This is a genomic window from Kitasatospora sp. NPDC001095, assembly GCF_053598615.1.
In genome coordinates, this window is sequence record NZ_JBSFKQ010000062.1 from 26,335 (window position 1) to 42,901 (window position 16,567).

Below are 16,567 nucleotides of genomic sequence, written 5' to 3' on the forward strand. Positions count from 1 at the left end.
ACCAGGCACGACGGCACCGGGGCGGTCAGCCGGTCAGCGATGGGAAGGCCGGGACGAGGCCGCCGTCGATCACGATGTCCTGCCCGGTGATGTACGAGGAGCGGTCGGAGAGCAGGAAGGCGACCGTCTCGGTGATGTCGTCGGCGGTGCCCAGCCGCCCGAGCGGGACCTGGCCGCGGATCGGCTCGTGGTCGGCCGGGTCCGGGACGGCGGCGTGGAACATCTCGGTGACGATGTAGCCGGGGCTGACCGAGTTGACCCGGATGCCGCGCCCGGCGAGTTCGCTGCCGAGCGTGCGGGCGAGGCTGTGCACGGCGGCCTTGGTGGCGGCGTAGACGGCGGCGCCGGGCAGGCCGCGGTGCGGGGTCCAGGAGGCGTTCAGGACGACGGATCCGCCGCCGGCGGCGTCCAGCAGCGGCAGGGCGTGCTGGACGGTGAAGAAGACGCCCTTGAGGTTGGTGGCGACCATCCGGTCGAACTCGGCCTCCGTCACCTCGTCGACCGGCTGGAAGCCGGCCACGCCCGCATTGGCGAACACGCCGTCGAGCCGGCCGTAGCGCTCCCGCACGGTGTCGGCCAGCCGGGCGAGGTCCGCGGGGACGGAGGCGTCGGCGCGGACGGTGAGCAGGCGGTCGCCGGCGTCGAGCCGCGCCGCGGCGCGGGCGAGCCGGGTGTCGTCACGGCCGGTGATGACGACCCTGGCGCCGGCGGCGAGGAGGCGGCGGGCGGCGGCGAAGCCCATGCCGCTGGTGCCGCCGGTGACGAGGACGGTGGAGTGGGACGGAGTGCTGTTCATGGCGTCCACCCTCGCGACGGGCCCCGGGGTGGCACCAGGCCCGCCTCGACCGTGGGTCCAGGAAAACCACCCTGCCGATCGGGAATCCGGGGCGCTCTCCGGGTGGTTGGGCCAAGGCGAACGTCCCAAACAGCACTCGCGGAGAAGGACTTCCCATGAAGATCGGCATTATCGGCGCGGGCAACATCGGCGGCAACCTGACGCGGCGGCTGACGGCGCTGGGGCACGAGGTCTCGGTGGCCAACTCGCGTGGCCCGGAGACGCTCAAGGCGCTGGTCGAGGAGACCGGGGCGAAGGCGGTGACGGTCTCCGAGGCCGCGCGGGGCGCCCAGGTCGTGGTGGTGACGGTGCCGCTGAAGAACGTGCCGGACCTGCCCGCCGGGCTGCTGGACGGCGCGGCCGAGGGCGTCGCGGTGATCGACACCGGCAACTACTACCCGAAGGAGCGCGACGGCCGGATCGACGCGATCGAGGACGGCGGGCTGACCGAGAGCCGCTGGACGGAGCAGCACCTCGGGCACCGGGTGGTGAAGGTGTTCAACGGCACCTACGCCCAGGACCTGCTGGAGCGCGCGCGCCCGGCGGGCGATCCCGAGCGGCTCGCCGTGCCGGTCGCCTCGGACGACGAGGCGGCCAAGCGGGTGGTCCGGGCGCTGGTCGACGAGTTGGGCTTCGACACCGTGGACGCGGGCGGGATCGACGAGTCCTGGCGGCAGCAGCCGGCCACCCCGGTGTACGGGCTGCGCGCGGGCGTCGACGCCGTCACCCGGGCGCTCGCGGAGGCCTCCCCGGAGCGCCCGGCCGCCCACCGGGCCTGACTCCGCCGAACCGGCCCGCCCACCGGGCGTGGCTCAGCCGACCCGGCGCGCCCCCTCCGCCGGGACGGCCGTGAGGGTGCGTGGCTCGGCGTACCCGGCGTCGCGGAACGCCGCGGTGACCTCTGCGGCGACGCGCTCCGCCGCGGCCGCGTCCACCAGGGCGATGACCGAGCCGCCGAAGCCGCCGCCGGTCATCCTCGCGCCGTGGGCGCCGGCGGCCAGGGCGGCCTCGACGGCGAGGTCGGTCTCCGGGCAGGAGACCCGGTAGTCGTCACGCAGCGAGGCGTGCCCGGCGGTGAGGATCGGGCCGAGCGCGGCGAGGTCGCCGGCGTCCAGGCGGGCGACGGCGGCCTCCACCCGGGCGTTCTCGGTGACCACGTGCCGTACCAGCGGAACCAGTTCCGAGGGCAGTCGGGTGAGCGCGTCGGCCAGTGCGGACGGCTGGAGCGAGCGCAGCGCGGGCAGCCCGAGCAGGGCGGCCGCCCGTTCGCAGCCGGCCCGCAGCGCGGCGTAGGCGCCGTCGCCGAGGTCGTGCTTCACCCGGGTGTCCAGGACCAGCAGGGCGAGGCCGGCGCCCGCGAGGTCGACCGGGACATGATGCATCGTCAGGTCTCGGCTGTCCAGGAACAGTGCGGCTCCGGGGCGGCAGCACAGCGAGGCCATCTGGTCCATGATCCCGCAGGGCACGCCGACGAAGGCGTTCTCGGCGCGCTGGGCCAGCACCGCCAGCTCCGTGGCCGGGATCCCCAGCCCGTACAGGTCGTTGCAGGCGGCGGCGACGACGCACTCCAGGGCGGCCGAGGAGGAGAGCCCGGCGCCGCTGGGCACGTCGCTGTCCAGCCGGAGGTCCGCCCCGCCGACCGGGTGCCCGGCCTCGCGCAGCGCCCACACCACCCCGGCCGGGTAGCCTGCCCAGCCGGGCACCGAGCCGGGGGCGAGGTCGTCGACCGGGAGCGTGACGAGTTCACCGCCCTGGGCGGACCAGAGCCGCAGCAGCCCGTCCTCCCGGCGGGCGGCCTGGGCGCGGACGGTCTGCGGCAGGGCGATCGGGAGGACGAACCCCAGGTTGTAGTCGGTGTGTTCGCCGATCAGGTTGACCCGGCCGGGGGCGGCCCACTCCCCCTCGGCGGGTCGGCCGTACAGCTCCGTGAAGGTGCTCATGCTCCAGCGACCTCCCGCAGTCGGCGGGCCGCGTCCTCGGGGGTGACGTCGTTGACGAAGGCGTCCATGCCGGATTCCACCCCGGCCAGGTACTTGAGCTTGTCGGCGGTGCGGCGGATGGTGAACAGCTCCAGGTGCAGGGCGAGTTCGTCCCGCCGCCCGGCGGGGGCCTGGTGCCAGGCGGAGATGTACGGGGTGCGGCCGGCACCGAAGAGCCGGTCGAAGCGGCGCAGCAACTCCAGGTAGAGGGAGGGGAATTCGTCCCGCTGGTCGGCGTCCAGGGCGGTCAGGTCGGGCACCCTGCGATGTGGGTACAGGTGGACCTCGTACGGCCAGCGGGCGGCGAAGGGGACGAAGGCCGTCCAGTGCGCTCCGGCGAGCACGACGCGCTCGCCGTGGGAGCGTTCGGCGGCGAGCAGGTCCTCGAAGAGGTTGCGGCCGGTTCCGGCGCGGTGTTCGGCGGCGCGGGCGGCCATCCGGGCGGTGCGCGGGGTGGTGAAGGGCAGGGCGTAGATCTGGCCGTGCGGATGGGCGAGGGTGACGCCGATCTCGGCGCCCCGGTTCTCGAAGCAGTAGACCTGCCGCACGCCGGGCAGGGCGGAGAGTTCGGCGGTGCGGTCGGTCCAGGCGTCCAGGACCAACCGGGCGCGTTCGGGGGTGAGGTCGGCGAAGGAGGCGTCGTGGTCGGCGGTGAAGCAGACAACCTCGCAGCGTCCGGTGCCCGGACCGCTGGTCCACAGGCCCTCGGCCGCCCGGACGGGCTCCGCGGGCTCGCCGGCCAGCGAGGGGAAGCGGTTCTCGAAGACGGCCACCTGGTAGTCCCCGGCCGGGATCTCGCTGAGCCGCCCGTCCCGGGACGGGCAGAGCGGGCACTCCTCGGCCGGCGGCTGGTAGGTGCGCGCCTGGCGGTGGGCCGCGATGGTGACCCAGTCGCCGGTGGCCGGGTCAAGCCGGACCTCGGAGCCGGGGACCTGCGGGTCGAGCGGCCGTTCGTCCACCGCGCCCCGGGGGTCGGCGGCGCCGCTGTCGTAGTAGATCAGCTGCCGACCGTCCGCGAGGGTGGTCACGGTCCTGACGGTGGTGGGCTGGGTCAAGGACGTCCCGGGCATGGCCCTTCTTCCTCCGAGTGAAGCCATTGGAATCGTGGGATCGACCGGGATCGATGAGGATCCCTGGGATCGATAGAGAATCAACAGAAAGTTACAATCTCAAACATTATCCACCAGTACCACTCATCGGCAGTGGACGAAGGAGGCCCCGATGGCTGACAGCGCCCAACCGCTCGCCGGACAGCGCCGCGTGCTGATCCTGGAGCAAATCCGCGCGCGCGGCGGGGTCCGGGTCACCGAACTGGTCCGCGACCTCGGGGTCTCCGACATGACCGTGCGCCGCGACCTGGACGCGCTGGCCCGCCGCGGCCTGGTGCACAAGGTGCACGGCGGCGCCGTCCGGGTCGAGGCGCCGGCCACGGGCGAACCCGGGTTCGAGGCCAAGGCGCACTGGGAGCTGCCCGCCAAGGACGCGATCGCCCGGGCCGCAGCCGCGCTGGTCCCCCCGGCTTCGGCGGTCGGGCTGACCGGCGGGACGACCACCTTCGCGGTCGCCCGGCACCTGCGCGCCGTCGAGGGCCTCACCGTGGTGACCAACTCGCTGCGGATCGCCGAGCTGCTGGAGCAGCCCGCCGAGGACGGGACCCCGGCCACCGCCACGGTGATCCGCACCGGCGGGGTGCGGACCCCCTCGGACGCCCTGGTCGGGCCGGTGGCCGACCAGGCGATCCGCTCCCTGCACGTCAACCTGCTGATCCTGGGCTGCCACGGCCTCTCGCCCGAGGCCGGACTGACCACCCCGAACCTGGCCGAGGCGGAGACCAACCGCACCTTCCTGCGCTCGGCCCGCCGGGTGGTCGCGGTGGCCGACCACACCAAGTGGAACGCGGTCGGCCTGGCCTCCTTCGCCGACCTGGACCAGCTGGACGTCCTGGTCACCGACGACGCCCTGCCCGCCGAGCAGCGGGCGGCCGCCGCCGGACTGGTCGGCGAGCTGATCGTGGCGGCGACGGCCGAGCGCACGGACCGGCCCAGCTGACCGAAACCGCACCGGACCCAACCGGACCGCACCGGACCGGACCGGACTGGACCGGCCAACCGGACCCGACCGGACCGGACTTGGACCGGCCAACCGGACCCGACCGGCCAACCGAACCGGACCGCTAACCGAACCAGCCCGACCAGCCGGACGGTTCCGCCCCGCCGGACCGGCCCGAACTCCCCCGCACCACCAGCTCGGTGGGCAGCTCCAGCCCCTCGGCCGGCGCCGCCTCCCCGCGCACCCGGTCCAGCAGCCTGCCGACCATCGCGGTGGCGATCGCCCGCAGCGGCAGCCGGACCGAGGTCAGCGCCGGGTGGAGGTGCCGGCAGAGCGGCGTGTCGTGGAAGCCGGTGACCGCCACCCCGCCGGGCCCGACCACCAACCCCTCCGCCCGGACGGCCTCGTAGACGTCCAGCGCCAGCAGGTCGTCGCCGGCCGCGAAGGCGGTGGGCCGGTCGGGCCCGCGCAGCAGCGCCCGTACGGAGGCCACCGCCGAGCCCGCGGCCGTCCCCGAGACACCCGCCTCGGCGGCACCCGTCGCCACCGCGGACAGGCCCAGCCGGTGCGCCTCGGCCAGGAAGCCGGCCCGCCGCGCCGCCATCCAGGGCAGTTCCTCGGCGGCCCCGAGGTAGCCGATCCGGCGGTGGCCGAGCGCCGCGAGGTGCCGCACCACGTCGGCCATCGCCGCCTCGTTGTCGATGTCCACCCAGCACTGCGGCTGCGCGGGCCCGGTCCGTCCGAAGCTGACGAACGGGACGCCGAGCCGGGCCACATGGGCGATCCGGACGTCCTCGCGCAGCACGTCGGCCAGCACCAGCCCGTCCACCTGGCGGGCCGCGACCAGTTCGTCGATCGCGGCCACCGGGTCGGCCGTGCCCTGCCCGGGGCGGAACAGCAGCACCCGCTGCCCGGCCGCCCCTGCCGCGTCGACCAGGGCCTCCAGGAAGCCGGCCATCAGCGGGTTGGGGTCGAGCGGGTCGTCCACCGGGGCGAGGTAGCCGATGGTGCGCCGGGCGCCGCTGCGCAGCGAGCGCGCCGACTGGTCGGGCTGGTAGCCGAGTTCGCGGATCGCCGTGTTCACCCGCTCCAGCGTCTCCGGGCGGACCCGGTGCGGCGCGTTGAGCGTGTTGGAGACGGTCTGCCGGGAGACCCCGGCCGCCCGGGCCACCTCCTCGATCGTGGTGGCGCCGCGGCGCTGCCGGTGCGGTCCGTCGGGCATGCGGTTCTCCAGGGGTGGTCGGGGACTCGGGACGGGCGCCGGTGCCCCGCCCGAGCCCCACGGCTCGGGCTCGGCGCGGAGGCGGGCCCGACACGGCGTCAGGCCCGGCGCAGGGTCAGCAGCCCGCCGCGCGGCACGGGGATCGTGTCCGCCCGGTCCAGCTCGACCTCGCCCTGCCGGACGATACGCCCCTGCGCGTCCCGCACCGTCACCGCCACCTGCCCGCGGCCGCCGGTGAGCCGGACGTCCGGGTCGGCGTCGGCGTTGGCCACCAGCAGGGTGCGCCAGTCGTCGCCGGAGGCGTCCACCGGCAGCGCGGCGTACCGGGCCACGGCGACGGTGTCGGTGCCGCGCGCGGTGACCATCGGGTAGCCGAGGTCCGGGCGGGCCGGGAGCAGTTCGCCGAGCTGGAGGGTGGCGGTGTGCTCGCGGAAGACGCCCAGCCAGAAGGCGATCGCCTCGCGCTGGCCCTCGCTCTGCGCGGCGAGGTCCACGGAGACCTGCGGCACCGAGAACAGCACGTTGATCAGGTGGCAGGCGACCTGCTCGGCCGGCTCGCCGGAGTGCCACATCAGCATGTCGGCGTGGACCGGGACGGGCCCGGCGGCCAGCCGCACGTCGATGGTCCGCTGCCGGTTCTCCTGCGGGCTGAGCGGGCAGTCGGTGGCGCGGATCATGGTGGCGTACGGCCACAGGCCGGGGCTGACGTACGGCTGGCGGTGCTCGACCATCGCCTCCGGGTTCGCGGCGGTGATCCGGCCGCGGATCGCGGCGAGCAGCCGTTCCACGCCCTCCTCGACGCTCGCGCAGTCCGCTCCGGGGCGGGCCGGCGGGGCGTCGGCGCTCTCGGCCGCACGGGCGAACCAGTCGACGAAGTCCACCTTGAGGCCGTCCATGCCCCACTCCTCGACGGCCCGGGCGAGCCGGTCGGTGAGGAAGGCCCGGACCTCGGGGTGGCGCGGGTCGGCGACGATCGCGCCCATGTGGGCGACGTCGGCCAGCGCGAGGTGGCCGATCTCCCGGTACGCGGCACTGTCCTTGCCGATGAACGGCAGCGCGTACCAGAGCATGTAGCGCACGCCGAGGTCGTGCACCCGCCGGACGTGGTCGGCGGTGTCGGGCAGCGAGACCGGCTCCCAGTCGCCGCAGTGGGCGTAGCCGCGGGTGCGGTCGGCGGTCATCCAGCCGTCGTCCACGATGATCACGTCCAGGCCGAGCTCCTTGCCGAGCGCGGCCTGGGTCTCGACGCCCTCGGGCGTGATGTCCTGGTGCATCGAGTACCAGGTGGAGTACGCGGGGCGGCGGGCGGCCTCCGGGATGTCGGCGGTGCGGCCCTCGCCCCACCAGGCGGCGAGGTCGGCCAGGGCGCGGCCGAAGTGGCGGCGCGAGGTGTCGATCCGGACGGTGAGCCGGTCGGCGGCCTGGGCCCAGAACCGGAACTCCCCGGTCTCCTCGACCACGCCGGCCCCGGCCAGCACGTCCGGGCGCCAGGCGGCGAAGGCGCACAGGGCGACGTCCCCGGTGCCGACCAGCGCGGCGATCGGCGCGCCGTTGGCCAGCGAGGTGCGGCGCGGGGCGCTCCAGGCGGCGGGCAGCCAGCCGGTGCCGCGCGGCTCGGGGGTCCAGAGGGCGGTGGCGTCGACGCAGGGCACCCGCCACTCGATCCGCACCTCGCCCTTGCCCTCGGCGCTGACCTCCACCACCCCGTCGGCGATCCTGCGCACCGTGCCCGTGCCGCTCACCCGCAGGTCCAGCCCTTCGGCGTCCAGCGGTCGCGGGGTCCCGGCGGCGGTGGGGGCGTGCGGCTCCCAGACCTCGGCCGCGGCGTCGTTCGTCTCGGTCATGCTCAGCCCTTCGTGGCGCCGGCCAGCAGGCCGGAGATGAACTGCCGCTGGAGGACCAGGAAGAGGACCATCATCGGCAGGGTGGACAGCGCGGTGCCGGAGAGGATCGCGCCGTAGTCGGTGTTGGACTTGTTGCCGTGCAGCGTCGCCAGGGCGACCGGCAGGGTGTGCATCTCGGGGCTGCGCAGGGCGATCAGCGGCCAGACGAACTGGTTCCAGGAGCCCAGGAAGAGGAAGATCGACAGGGCCGCCAGCACCGGCCGCATGACCGGCACCACCACGCTGAACAGCACCCGCAGCTCGCCCGCGCCGTCGACCCGGGCGGCGTCCAGGAGTTCGTCCGGCAGGCTGCTCAGTGACTGCCGCATCAGGAAGATGGCGAACGGCACGCACAGGCCCGGGAGGATCAGCGCCTGGTAGGTGTCCAGCAGGCCGAAGTTCATCATCATCTTGAACAGCGGTACCAGCAGCACCTGTTCGGGCACCACGAGGGTGGAGAGCAGCAGCGCGAACAGCAGGGTGCGTCCGCGGAAGCGGAACTTGGCGAAGGCGTAGCCCGCGAGCAGCGCCACGACCAGCGCGCCGATCGTCTGGACTCCCGCCACCAGCAGGGAGTTCCCGACCACCCGGAGCAGGCCGATCTTCTGCTCCAGGTGGCTCAGGTTCTCGCCGAGGCTTCCGCCGGGCAGCAGCTTGGGCGGCCAGTCGAAGACCTCGGTGTCCTTGCGGGTGGAGGAGACCACCAGCCAGTAGAAGGGGGCGATCGACAGCCCGGTGACGCCGGCGAGGAGGAAGGTCAGCGGCCAGCCGCGCAGCTTCTTGAGGGGGTTCACGGTCTTGGGGGTCACTTCTCGCGCTCTCCCATCAGGCGCATCTGGACGGCACCGAGCACCGACACCAGCAGGGTGAGCGCGTAGGCGATGGCTGAGGCGTAGCCGAAGTCGAAGAACCGGAAGCCGTTCTGGTACAGGTACATGGAGACGGTCAGGGTGGCGTTGTCAGGCCCGCCGCCGGTCAGCACGTACGGCTCGTCGAAGAGCTGGAGCGTGCCGATGGTGGAGAGCACGACGGTGAACAGCAGCACCGGGCGCAGCGCGGGGACGGTGATCGAGGTGAACCGGCGGATCGGGCCGGCGCCGTCGACCATCGCGGCCTCGTACAACTCCCGTGGGATGGACTGGAGTCCGGCGAGGTAGATGACGGCGTTGTAGCCGGTGTAGTGCCAGGTGAGCACGACGACGACGGCCATCCGGGCCCAGACGGGCTGGCCCAGCCAGTCGACGGAGGGCAGACCGACCGCGTTCAGCAGCCAGTTGACCGCGCCGTCGTCGGCCTTGAGCAGGTAGGCGAACATCACGCCGGTGGCGACCAGGCCGGTGACGGAGGGCATGAAGACGCCGAGCCGCCACACCGTACGCCAGCGCACCAGGGCGGAGTTGATGCCGACGGCCATCAGCAGGGCCAGTCCGAGCATCAGCGGGACCTGCACGACGAGGATCACGCCGGTGTTGCGCAGGGCCGTCCAGAACAGCGGATCGTCCACCAAGCGCTGGTAGTTGGCGAGGCCGGCGTTACGGGTGGCGCTGCCGGCGCCGGTGGTGAAGGACAGCAGCAGCGAGTCGACGATCGGGTAGACCTTGAACACGGCGAAGGTGATCAGGGCCGGGGCGAGCAGCAGGTACGGCACCGCGCGGCGGCGCCAACGACTCGGCCTGGGCTTTCCGTTGAGGCCGGAGGCAGTCGGTCCGGACTTTCCGTTGAGGCCGGAGGCGGTCGGGCTGGCGGCACTCATGCGATACCGCGCCCCGTCTGCTGGGCGAGCTGCTTGGCGGCGTCCTGGAGGACGGCGGCCGGGTCGGCGCCCTTGAGCAGGACCTTGGTCTGGGCGTCGCTGACGAGCTTGAGGGCGCGGGCGTAGTCGCCGGAGTAGTTGGTGGGGTCGCCGCCCTCGGTGGCGAGGTCGGCAAAGGTCCTGAGCACCGGCTGGCCGCCGTAGAACGCGCTCGGCGCCGCGTACAGCGGGTCGGTGTAGGCCTCGGTGAGAGCGGGGAAGACGCCGCCCGCGTTGAACATGGCATTCACCGAGGCGGGGCGGGTGACGGCGTACTCGACGAACTTCCAGGCTGCCCGGCGGCGCGGACTGGAGGCGGCGACGGCCAGGTGGGTGGAGTTGACCAGGGCGGTGCGCTTGCCGCCGGAGGTGACCGCCGGGGGCTTGGTGAGGCGCCAGTTGCCGCTCTGGTCGGGGAACTTCTTCTCCAGGTAGTGCGCGACCCAGGCGGGCATCGCGGCCACCGCGAGCTTGCCGGTCTTCATCACGGGCGGCCAGCTCTGGACGCCGGGGGTGTCGCCGATCAGCCCGGCCTCGTCCAGCCGCTTGATGATGGTCATCGCGCGCACGGCCGGCTCCGAGCCGACGGTGATCTTCCCCTGGAGGTCGAAGTAGAAGGCGCCCTGGAGCTGCAACAGCGCCTGGAGGAAGTCCAGGTCGGGGGTGGGGTTGGCGGCCTTGTTGAGGCCGATCAGGGCGATGCCGGGGTTGGCGGCCTTGAAGCGGTCCGCGACGGCGATCAGGTCGTCCCAGGTGGCGAGGGCCTCGGGGTCGATGCCCGCCTTGTCGAAGTAGTCCTTGCGGTAGAAGAAGCCGAGCGGGTTGACCTCCCAGGGCAGCGCGTAGGCGTGGCCGTCCTTGCCGCTGACGACCGGCCACAGGCCCTTGGCGAACTTGTCCTTGTGGGCGTCCGCGCCGAGCGCGGAGAGGTCGGCCAGGCCGCCGGGGAACTTCTCCTGGTAGCCGGGCAGGTAGTCACAGCCGATGTGCAGGACGTCGCCGAGGCCCTGGCCGCCGGCCGCCAGGCCGACGGTGATCTTGTCCCAGATGGCGGGCTCGCCGATGTCCTGGACGTCGACCTTGATCCCCGGGTTGTCCTTCTCGAAGGCCGGGACGATCCCGCGCAGGGCGTCGGCGGCGGTGGCCCAGGACCAGACGGTGATCGTGCCGGTGTCGGCGTCCCCGCCGGCGGCGCCTCCCGAGCCGGAGCCGCCGCCGCAGGCCGCGAGGGTGCCGCCGGCGGCGACGGCCAGCAGGCCGGCTCCGGAGGCGCGGAGAAGGTCGCGGCGGGAAAGGTGTGACATTGCATTCCTCTCGGTGGGGTGGCGCCGGAAGGCTGTGGTGCGAAGGGGGTGGGTGGGCGCGGAGGGGATGGGTGGCGCGGAGGGGGTAGGTGGTGCGGAGGGGTGGCGGGGCGTGACGGGGGCGCGAGGGTAGCTCGGCTTTTTGAACGTTCAAACACGCAAAACAAACCAGAACCAAACAGGTTCCAACGAGCGGACACAGCAAACGCCCGCCCTCCCCGTGCCGTCAAGCCCCGGGCCCGGGAATGGCGGGCTCCGCAACCGTTCCGTTATCAGCCCGGCAGCCGGGAGCGTCAGCCCCGCACGGTATCCGCCGGGCCGAACACGGTCCCCGGGGTGACCGGGATCCCCCGGGACATCGCCTCGAAGTCCAGGATCGGGTGGGTCAGGATCTCCGCCACCTCGTCCGTCAGCAGGTTGCCCAGGATGAACTCCTCCTCGGCGCCCGACCCGAAGGTGACGACCTGCCCACTCGACTGGATCATCCAGTTCAGCAGCTCCCGCTGGCTGCTCTCCGCGAGGTGGATCTCCCGGCCGGGGTGGTCCCGGCGGATCGCCTCCACGACCTCGCGGACCTCCTCGACCGCCACCCCGAGCCGGCGGACCATGGCCGGCGAGGCCCGTCGCCCCCACCACTGGAAGATCACCCACTGGGCCACCGACGGGTGGGACATCACCTCGGCCGCGAGCTCCGGCAGCTGGTGGAGGTTCTCGGCGCTCGCCACGGTGTGCACCCGCACCCGGTCGAAGCCCTCGGCGTCGCAGAGGTCGAGGGAGTCCAGCAGCGCCCGCAGGAGGTTGCCGTCCGGGCTGCGCCGGAAGGCGCGCTGCACGTCCGCGGTGACGGCGTCCAGCGGCAGCCGCAGCGAGGACAGCCCGCGCAGCCGGGCGAGCTTCCCGGCGGTGAGGGTGTAGCCGGTGGTGTCGAGGCCGACCTTGAGGCCGGCCTCGACGGCGTGGTCGACCACGTCGAAGATCGGCGGCCAGAGCAGCGGGTCCCCGCCGGCCAGGACCAGGTCGGTGGTGCCGTGCGCGGCCAGCTTCCCGATGATCAGGTCCGCCTGGTCCAGGTCGATCTGCTCCGCGGCGAACGGGTTGTAGCAGCCCTGGCAGGACATCGGACAGCGGTTGTTGATCGACCAGTTGACCCGCCGGACGCGACGGCCGGTGCGCGGCAGGTCGGCCCGGCCGCGGATGCCCGCCACCAGGTGGGCGAGGCGGACGGCCTGCGGGAGGGTGGCTCCGGCGAGCAGGGCCTCGGCCCGCTCGACGGCGGCCGCCGTGGCGTCGTTCTGGAGCAGCAGGAACGCCAGGCGCCACCGCATGGTCTCGTCCGCCGGATCCTCGCCCAGCGCCCGCTCGACCCGCTCGGTCAGGGCGCCCAGGTAGCCGGGGTTGAAGTTGCCCGGCTCCAGGCGCCGTTGGAAGTCGTCGGCGATCGAGCCGCGGGCCAGGGACCGGTCGTAGCCGGCCCGCAGCGGGTGCGGGGGCAGGATCTCCACGTGCTGCCGGGTGGACATGGGCGTTCTCCGGTACGGGTCAGTTCGGGAGGTACGGTCGGTTCGGGACGGACGGGTCAGCTCGGGAGGGGCTGGTCAGTTCGGGACGGACGGCAGCAGGACGACCATCGAGTCGGCGGAGGTCAGGCCCATGCTCTCGACGAAGACCGCGTCGCGGACGAGCTGCGCGATGTCGGGGTGGGTGGGGGCCGCGAGGTAACGGGCCGTGGACTCCAGCGGGGTGACGCCGTGTTCGGCGATCAGGGTGCGCAGTGTGCCCGGGAGGTCGTCGAGGCCGTCGTGCACAACCGCCAGGTCGAACCGGTCGGCCAGCCGCGTCGCGGCCCTACGGGCCTTGGCGAGGTTGGTCGTCGGGTCCACGGCCGTCGCCTTCGACAGGTAGTAGGGGACGGGCTGCATCATCCAGGCGAGCGCCGTGCGAAGGTCGTCCTCCTCGCGGCCGGGGCCGTCGAAGGCCTCGGGACCGAGCCCGAGACCGTCGCAGAACCACTCGCGCCGCATGCTGATCCGGTAGTGGGCGTGGGCCGCCTGCCGGAACGCCGGCAGCCTGGCGATGACGGAGGTCGTCTCGATCCGGAAGGTGTCGGCGATCCGCCGCATCCTCCGCCCCACCATGGCACGGACGTCCGGCACGTCCGCGTCCTCGGCCACGACGTGGACCAGGTCGAGGTTGGAGAGGACCTCGCCGCCCGGTCCGGTGCGGTGGTCGCCGCGGGCCAACGACCCGGTCGCCGCCACCGACATGCCGGTCGCGTCCGCGAACTCGCGGGCCAACTCCTGGAACAGCAGGGGGACGTCTTCGGGTCTCACGCGAATCCTCGGGTGTCGGCGGGCGGTGGTGGAGGGCGAGAGCCCTTCACCCTCTCTTCCAAGTCCTTTTACATCGTGGAGAGTTCGTATTCAGGCGCGCAGCCTAACAGCGACCGGCCACACACGGTCGAGTTCGCACCACGGATCTCACCCGGACCAGCTGACGGTCGGACGGAAACGTTCCGATCCAGCCATTTGTGAGCATTCGGGAGCTGTGGGAACCACCGCCACAGGCGGAAGGGTCGGCGCCCCTGGCAGGTCGGCGGGCCCCTGGTGAAATGATCTACAAGGTGATTTGATCACCATGGGACCGGTCCGATCACCCGCCGAATTCCTCCACGCACGAACGGGGGCAGCCCTGATGGTGTCTGCTAGCGACTTCTCTCCGTCCCGCTTCCTCCGGGACCTCGAGACCACCGCGGACCTGCTGGGCGTCGACCACTCCCCGCCCATGACACGCCGGGTGCTGGACGCGTACAAGGAGGGCTTCCACCGGGGAGCCGTCCTGTGGCGCACCAACGACAAGCCCGGCAACGCGCTGAACTACCGCTTCTACGACCGCGTTCCCGTCGACACCGTGGGCCTCGGGGCACGCGCCGGACTCCTCGACCCCCACAGCCCGACGGCCGGCCTGATCTCGGCCTGGAGCTCCCTCTACGACGGTTCGACGGAGCTGTGCGACTTCGACGCGGCCCGGGGCCTGGTCAAGACCTGGGTGTACCTCGGCGGGATCCGGCCGCTGGGCGAGGTCCTGGACGCCCCCGGGATCCCGGACACGATCCTCCGGCACCACGACCGCTTCCGCGAACTGGGCCTGACGTCGGTGCGGCACGTGGCCGTCGACTACCAGCACGACACGGCGAACCTGTACTTCCGCACCGGGGAGGGCCTCACCCCCGAGGGCGCGCTGCGACTGCTCGCCCTCTCCCGAGCCGGGGTGCCGGACGAGGCGACCTTCCGGGACATGGCGGCCTTCACGGCCCCGGACGGGCACACGTTCTCGGTGACGCTCCGCATCGCCACCGGAGAGATCGAGCGCGTCGGCGTCTACGCCCTCCGGCTGCCCGCCGGGCGGTTCCCGCGCGTCAACGACCGGCTGGCCGCGTTCTTCCGCGGCGCCCCCTCGCACGACGAGGAGGAGATGAACGCCGTCGCGTGGTCCTTCGGCGCGGGGGGCGGCGGTTACGTGAAGGCGGAGCGCAGCTACTGCGGCCGACTGGTCGCGCTGATGCGCGAGTGGAACAGCCCGATGACCGACCCGGGCAGGCAGCCGTGACCGCCCTCGACCCCGAGCCGCTCGACGTGGGCATCGTCCACGCCTCCACCCCGGCACGGCCGGCCCGACACCCGAACGGAGAACAGGGATGAACGCCCCGGCCTATCAGGAGGGCGTCCTCGCCCACGGCACACGGGGGGAACTCGAGCGCCTGCGTCTGCTGGAGGAGCTCTGCGACCCGACCACCACGGCCGTCCTCGAACGGCTCGGTGTCGCCGCGGACTGGCACTGCGTCGAGGCCGGGGCCGGGCACGGTTCCATCGCCCGCTGGCTCGCCGCCCGCTGCCCCGACGGCAGGGTGACGGCCACCGACCTCGACACCGCGCTCCTCGACGCGTCACCCGCACCGGCCAACCTGACGGTCGCACGGCACGACGTGACGCGTGACGACTTCCCGGCGGGCTCCCAGGACCTGGTGCACGCCCGGGCCCTGCTCGGCCACCTCCCCGACCCGCAGCTCGCCCTCGACCGGATGGCCGGCTGGCTCGCGCCCGGGGGCTGGCTCGTCGTCGAGGACCCCACCTACCTCCCGGCCGCCGCCTCCCCCCATCCGCGGTTCGCCGAACTGCTCGAGGCCTGCCAGCGGTTGCTGGCCCGGACCCACGGCACCGACCACTCCTGGGCCCGCCGCATCCCCGCGGCCATGGCCCGTTCCGGCCTCACCGACATCGGCATGACCATCCGCGTCGCCGTGTGCGGCACGGACGAGAAGGAGGACGCGTTCTGGCGCCGGTGCTTCGCCCAGGCCACCCCCGGGCTCATCGCCACCGGGCTCATGACCGCCGAGCAGATCACGGCGGCCGTCGCCCACCTGGACGACCCGGCCTTCACCGACACCGCCTGGATGATGGTCACCTGCTGGGGGCGCCGCCCTTCGTAGGCCGCCGCGGCCGCTTTACGCCGCCCGCCGCCCGCCGCCCGCCATTCGCGGTCTCAGGCGTACGGGAACACCGGGCGCAGCACCTCGGCCAGCCGGCCCTTGACCGCGGCGGCGTGAGCCAGCGGGACGGGGTTCCCCCCGCGCTCCGTGGGCACCCCGAGGTCCGCCAGGGCGTACAGGGCGAGCAGGGTGCGGACCGTGTTGGAGGCCCAGACCGGCATCGGCCCGCGTTCCATCCCGACGAATGCGTCGCCCACCGTCGACAGCCAGGCGGTCGACCGCTCCGGCGTCAGGTCGGGGCGGGTGAGGACGAGGGCGAGGGCCCTGGCGAGCCGGTTGTCCTCCCGTTCGGCGAACAGGTAGTCGGTCGGCGCGAGCAGGCGCTCCGCGGCGAGCCCCAGCAGCGGTTCGGGGTCGACCTCGGGCCGCCGACCGCAGGCCCCGAGCAGGTCCGCGCCGTGCGCCACGGCGTGCAGCCAGCCGAGCGTCTCGTCACGACCGCGCAGGTCGGCCTCCGAGCGGTACCAGGCGGCGAACGCGTCGATCCATTCGGGCCTGAGGTGGCCCTGGTTCACGATCATCACCAGGACCAGCGGGGCGAACGTCCGGGCCTCGATCCGCGGATGGGCGAAACGTTCCACCATCAGATCGCCGAGCGCCAGGCACCGCTTGCCGTCGATCACCCCGCGCCCGATCCAGGCCGCCAGCACCGCGTACGGATAGCCGTCCCGGATCTCCGGGTCCGGGTCCCCCAAGGCCTCCGCCAGCTCCGCGACCAGCTCGTCCAACCCGGGCCCAGCGGGCAGCACGCAGTCGTTCTCGTAGATCTCTCGCCAGTTCGTCACCCGCCGGACCCTATCGGGGGCCGCCACCCCGTTCACCTGCTTTTATGCGCGACCGGCCGGCGTGAGAAGTCGGACGAGCGACTCTGCTGGCGAAGTATTTGATCTGGTCAGGCCGCCGCTGGGATGGCGTGTTGGGTGCAGAGTGTGTGGATGCGGGTGGGGCGGCGGTTGG

The 16,567-nt window shown here is 73.2% G+C and carries 15 protein-coding genes; 4 read left to right on the forward strand and 11 right to left on the reverse strand.

Translation table 11 applies throughout. The annotated features are described in order from the left end of the window. Positions 1 to 25: 25 nt before the first annotated feature. Positions 26 to 796 (reverse strand): SDR family NAD(P)-dependent oxidoreductase, encoded by a 771-nt coding sequence (locus ACWDBB_RS32390; RefSeq protein WP_449792975.1) that lies wholly within the window; start codon positions 794 to 796, stop codon positions 26 to 28. A gap of 155 nt (positions 797 to 951) precedes the next feature. Between ACWDBB_RS32390 and ACWDBB_RS32395 the strand changes: the two genes are divergently transcribed. Then, the gene (locus tag ACWDBB_RS32395; protein WP_449792976.1) at positions 952 to 1,614 is read left to right on the forward strand and encodes an NADPH-dependent F420 reductase; all 663 of its coding nucleotides are present in this window, start codon (positions 952 to 954) and stop codon (positions 1,612 to 1,614) included. A gap of 33 nt (positions 1,615 to 1,647) precedes the next feature. Here ACWDBB_RS32395 and galK read toward each other — a convergent pair whose 3' ends face one another. Together galK and galT are read right to left on the reverse strand one after the other, a co-directional pair. After that, positions 1,648 to 2,775, reverse strand: coding sequence for a galactokinase (gene galK, locus ACWDBB_RS32400; protein WP_449792977.1), 1,128 nt, complete (start codon positions 2,773 to 2,775; stop codon positions 1,648 to 1,650). Next, positions 2,772 to 3,884 carry a galactose-1-phosphate uridylyltransferase gene (gene galT / locus ACWDBB_RS32405; protein ID WP_449792978.1) on the reverse strand — a complete coding sequence of 371 codons (1,113 nt, stop codon included), beginning with the start codon at positions 3,882 to 3,884 and terminating at the stop codon, positions 2,772 to 2,774. Before galT ends, galK begins: the two co-directional genes overlap by 4 nt. Positions 3,885 to 4,035: 151 nt before the next feature. Between galT and ACWDBB_RS32410 the strand changes: the two genes are divergently transcribed. Beyond that, positions 4,036 to 4,863 (forward strand): DeoR/GlpR family DNA-binding transcription regulator, encoded by an 828-nt coding sequence (locus ACWDBB_RS32410; RefSeq protein WP_449792979.1) that lies wholly within the window; start codon positions 4,036 to 4,038, stop codon positions 4,861 to 4,863. A 124-nt stretch (positions 4,864 to 4,987) separates the two neighbouring features. Here the strand turns inward: ACWDBB_RS32410 and ACWDBB_RS32415 are convergent, their stop codons facing one another. The 7 genes from ACWDBB_RS32415 to ACWDBB_RS32445 form a co-directional block, all read right to left on the reverse strand. After that, positions 4,988 to 6,085, reverse strand: a complete 1,098-nt coding sequence (locus ACWDBB_RS32415; RefSeq protein ID WP_449792980.1) for a LacI family DNA-binding transcriptional regulator — start codon at positions 6,083 to 6,085, stop codon at positions 4,988 to 4,990. A 98-nt stretch (positions 6,086 to 6,183) separates the two neighbouring features. Next, entirely contained in the window at positions 6,184 to 7,929 is a 1,746-nt protein-coding gene (locus ACWDBB_RS32420; protein ID WP_449792981.1) for a glycoside hydrolase family 36 protein, read from the reverse strand. Between the two features lie 2 nt (positions 7,930 to 7,931). Beyond that, positions 7,932 to 8,777 (reverse strand): carbohydrate ABC transporter permease, encoded by an 846-nt coding sequence (locus ACWDBB_RS32425; protein ID WP_449792982.1) that lies wholly within the window; start codon positions 8,775 to 8,777, stop codon positions 7,932 to 7,934. After that, positions 8,774 to 9,721: a carbohydrate ABC transporter permease gene (locus ACWDBB_RS32430; protein WP_449792983.1), complete on the reverse strand. Its 948-nt coding sequence runs from the start codon at positions 9,719 to 9,721 to the stop codon at positions 8,774 to 8,776. The genes ACWDBB_RS32425 and ACWDBB_RS32430 overlap by 4 nt, the downstream gene beginning before the upstream one ends. Then, positions 9,718 to 11,064, reverse strand: a complete 1,347-nt coding sequence (locus tag ACWDBB_RS32435; protein WP_449792984.1) for an extracellular solute-binding protein — start codon at positions 11,062 to 11,064, stop codon at positions 9,718 to 9,720. The genes ACWDBB_RS32430 and ACWDBB_RS32435 overlap by 4 nt, the downstream gene beginning before the upstream one ends. Positions 11,065 to 11,357: 293 nt before the next feature. Next, entirely contained in the window at positions 11,358 to 12,584 is a 1,227-nt protein-coding gene (locus ACWDBB_RS32440) for a radical SAM protein (protein WP_449792985.1), read from the reverse strand. 75 nt (positions 12,585 to 12,659) lie between these two features. After that, positions 12,660 to 13,394 (reverse strand): hypothetical protein, encoded by a 735-nt coding sequence (locus ACWDBB_RS32445; RefSeq protein WP_449792986.1) that lies wholly within the window; start codon positions 13,392 to 13,394, stop codon positions 12,660 to 12,662. A gap of 361 nt (positions 13,395 to 13,755) precedes the next feature. On the opposite strand from ACWDBB_RS32445, the gene ACWDBB_RS32450 reads away from it, so the two are divergent. Together ACWDBB_RS32450 and ACWDBB_RS32455 are read left to right on the forward strand one after the other, a co-directional pair. Continuing rightward, on the forward strand, positions 13,756 to 14,670 hold the full coding sequence (locus ACWDBB_RS32450) for an aromatic prenyltransferase (RefSeq protein WP_449792987.1): 915 nt from the start codon (positions 13,756 to 13,758) through the stop codon (positions 14,668 to 14,670). A gap of 88 nt (positions 14,671 to 14,758) precedes the next feature. Continuing rightward, positions 14,759 to 15,550, forward strand: coding sequence for a class I SAM-dependent methyltransferase (locus tag ACWDBB_RS32455; RefSeq protein WP_449792988.1), 792 nt, complete (start codon positions 14,759 to 14,761; stop codon positions 15,548 to 15,550). A gap of 53 nt (positions 15,551 to 15,603) precedes the next feature. On the opposite strand, the gene ACWDBB_RS32460 is transcribed toward ACWDBB_RS32455, so the two are convergent. Beyond that, on the reverse strand, positions 15,604 to 16,395 hold the full coding sequence (locus tag ACWDBB_RS32460; RefSeq protein WP_449792989.1) for a DUF2785 domain-containing protein: 792 nt from the start codon (positions 16,393 to 16,395) through the stop codon (positions 15,604 to 15,606). Positions 16,396 to 16,567 lie beyond the last annotated feature (172 nt).

Bases quoted from the DNA above. Each gene is read 5' to 3' on its own strand.
- ACWDBB_RS32395 (WP_449792976.1), top strand. From the start codon at position 952: ATGAAGATCGGCATTATCGGCGCGGGCAACATCGGCGGCAACCTGACG.
- ACWDBB_RS32410 (WP_449792979.1), top strand. From the start codon at position 4,036: ATGGCTGACAGCGCCCAACCGCTCGCCGGACAGCGCCGCGTGCTGATC.
- ACWDBB_RS32415 (WP_449792980.1), bottom strand. From the start codon at position 6,085: ATGCCCGACGGACCGCACCGGCAGCGCCGCGGCGCCACCACGATCGAG.
- ACWDBB_RS32420 (WP_449792981.1), bottom strand. From the start codon at position 7,929: ATGACCGAGACGAACGACGCCGCGGCCGAGGTCTGGGAGCCGCACGCC.
- galK (WP_449792977.1), bottom strand. From the start codon at position 2,775: ATGAGCACCTTCACGGAGCTGTACGGCCGACCCGCCGAGGGGGAGTGG.
- ACWDBB_RS32390 (WP_449792975.1), bottom strand. From the start codon at position 796: ATGAACAGCACTCCGTCCCACTCCACCGTCCTCGTCACCGGCGGCACC.
- ACWDBB_RS32450 (WP_449792987.1), top strand. From the start codon at position 13,756: ATGGTGTCTGCTAGCGACTTCTCTCCGTCCCGCTTCCTCCGGGACCTC.
- ACWDBB_RS32430 (WP_449792983.1), bottom strand. From the start codon at position 9,721: ATGAGTGCCGCCAGCCCGACCGCCTCCGGCCTCAACGGAAAGTCCGGA.
- ACWDBB_RS32435 (WP_449792984.1), bottom strand. From the start codon at position 11,064: ATGTCACACCTTTCCCGCCGCGACCTTCTCCGCGCCTCCGGAGCCGGC.
- ACWDBB_RS32440 (WP_449792985.1), bottom strand. From the start codon at position 12,584: ATGTCCACCCGGCAGCACGTGGAGATCCTGCCCCCGCACCCGCTGCGG.
- galT (WP_449792978.1), bottom strand. From the start codon at position 3,884: ATGCCCGGGACGTCCTTGACCCAGCCCACCACCGTCAGGACCGTGACC.
- ACWDBB_RS32455 (WP_449792988.1), top strand. From the start codon at position 14,759: ATGAACGCCCCGGCCTATCAGGAGGGCGTCCTCGCCCACGGCACACGG.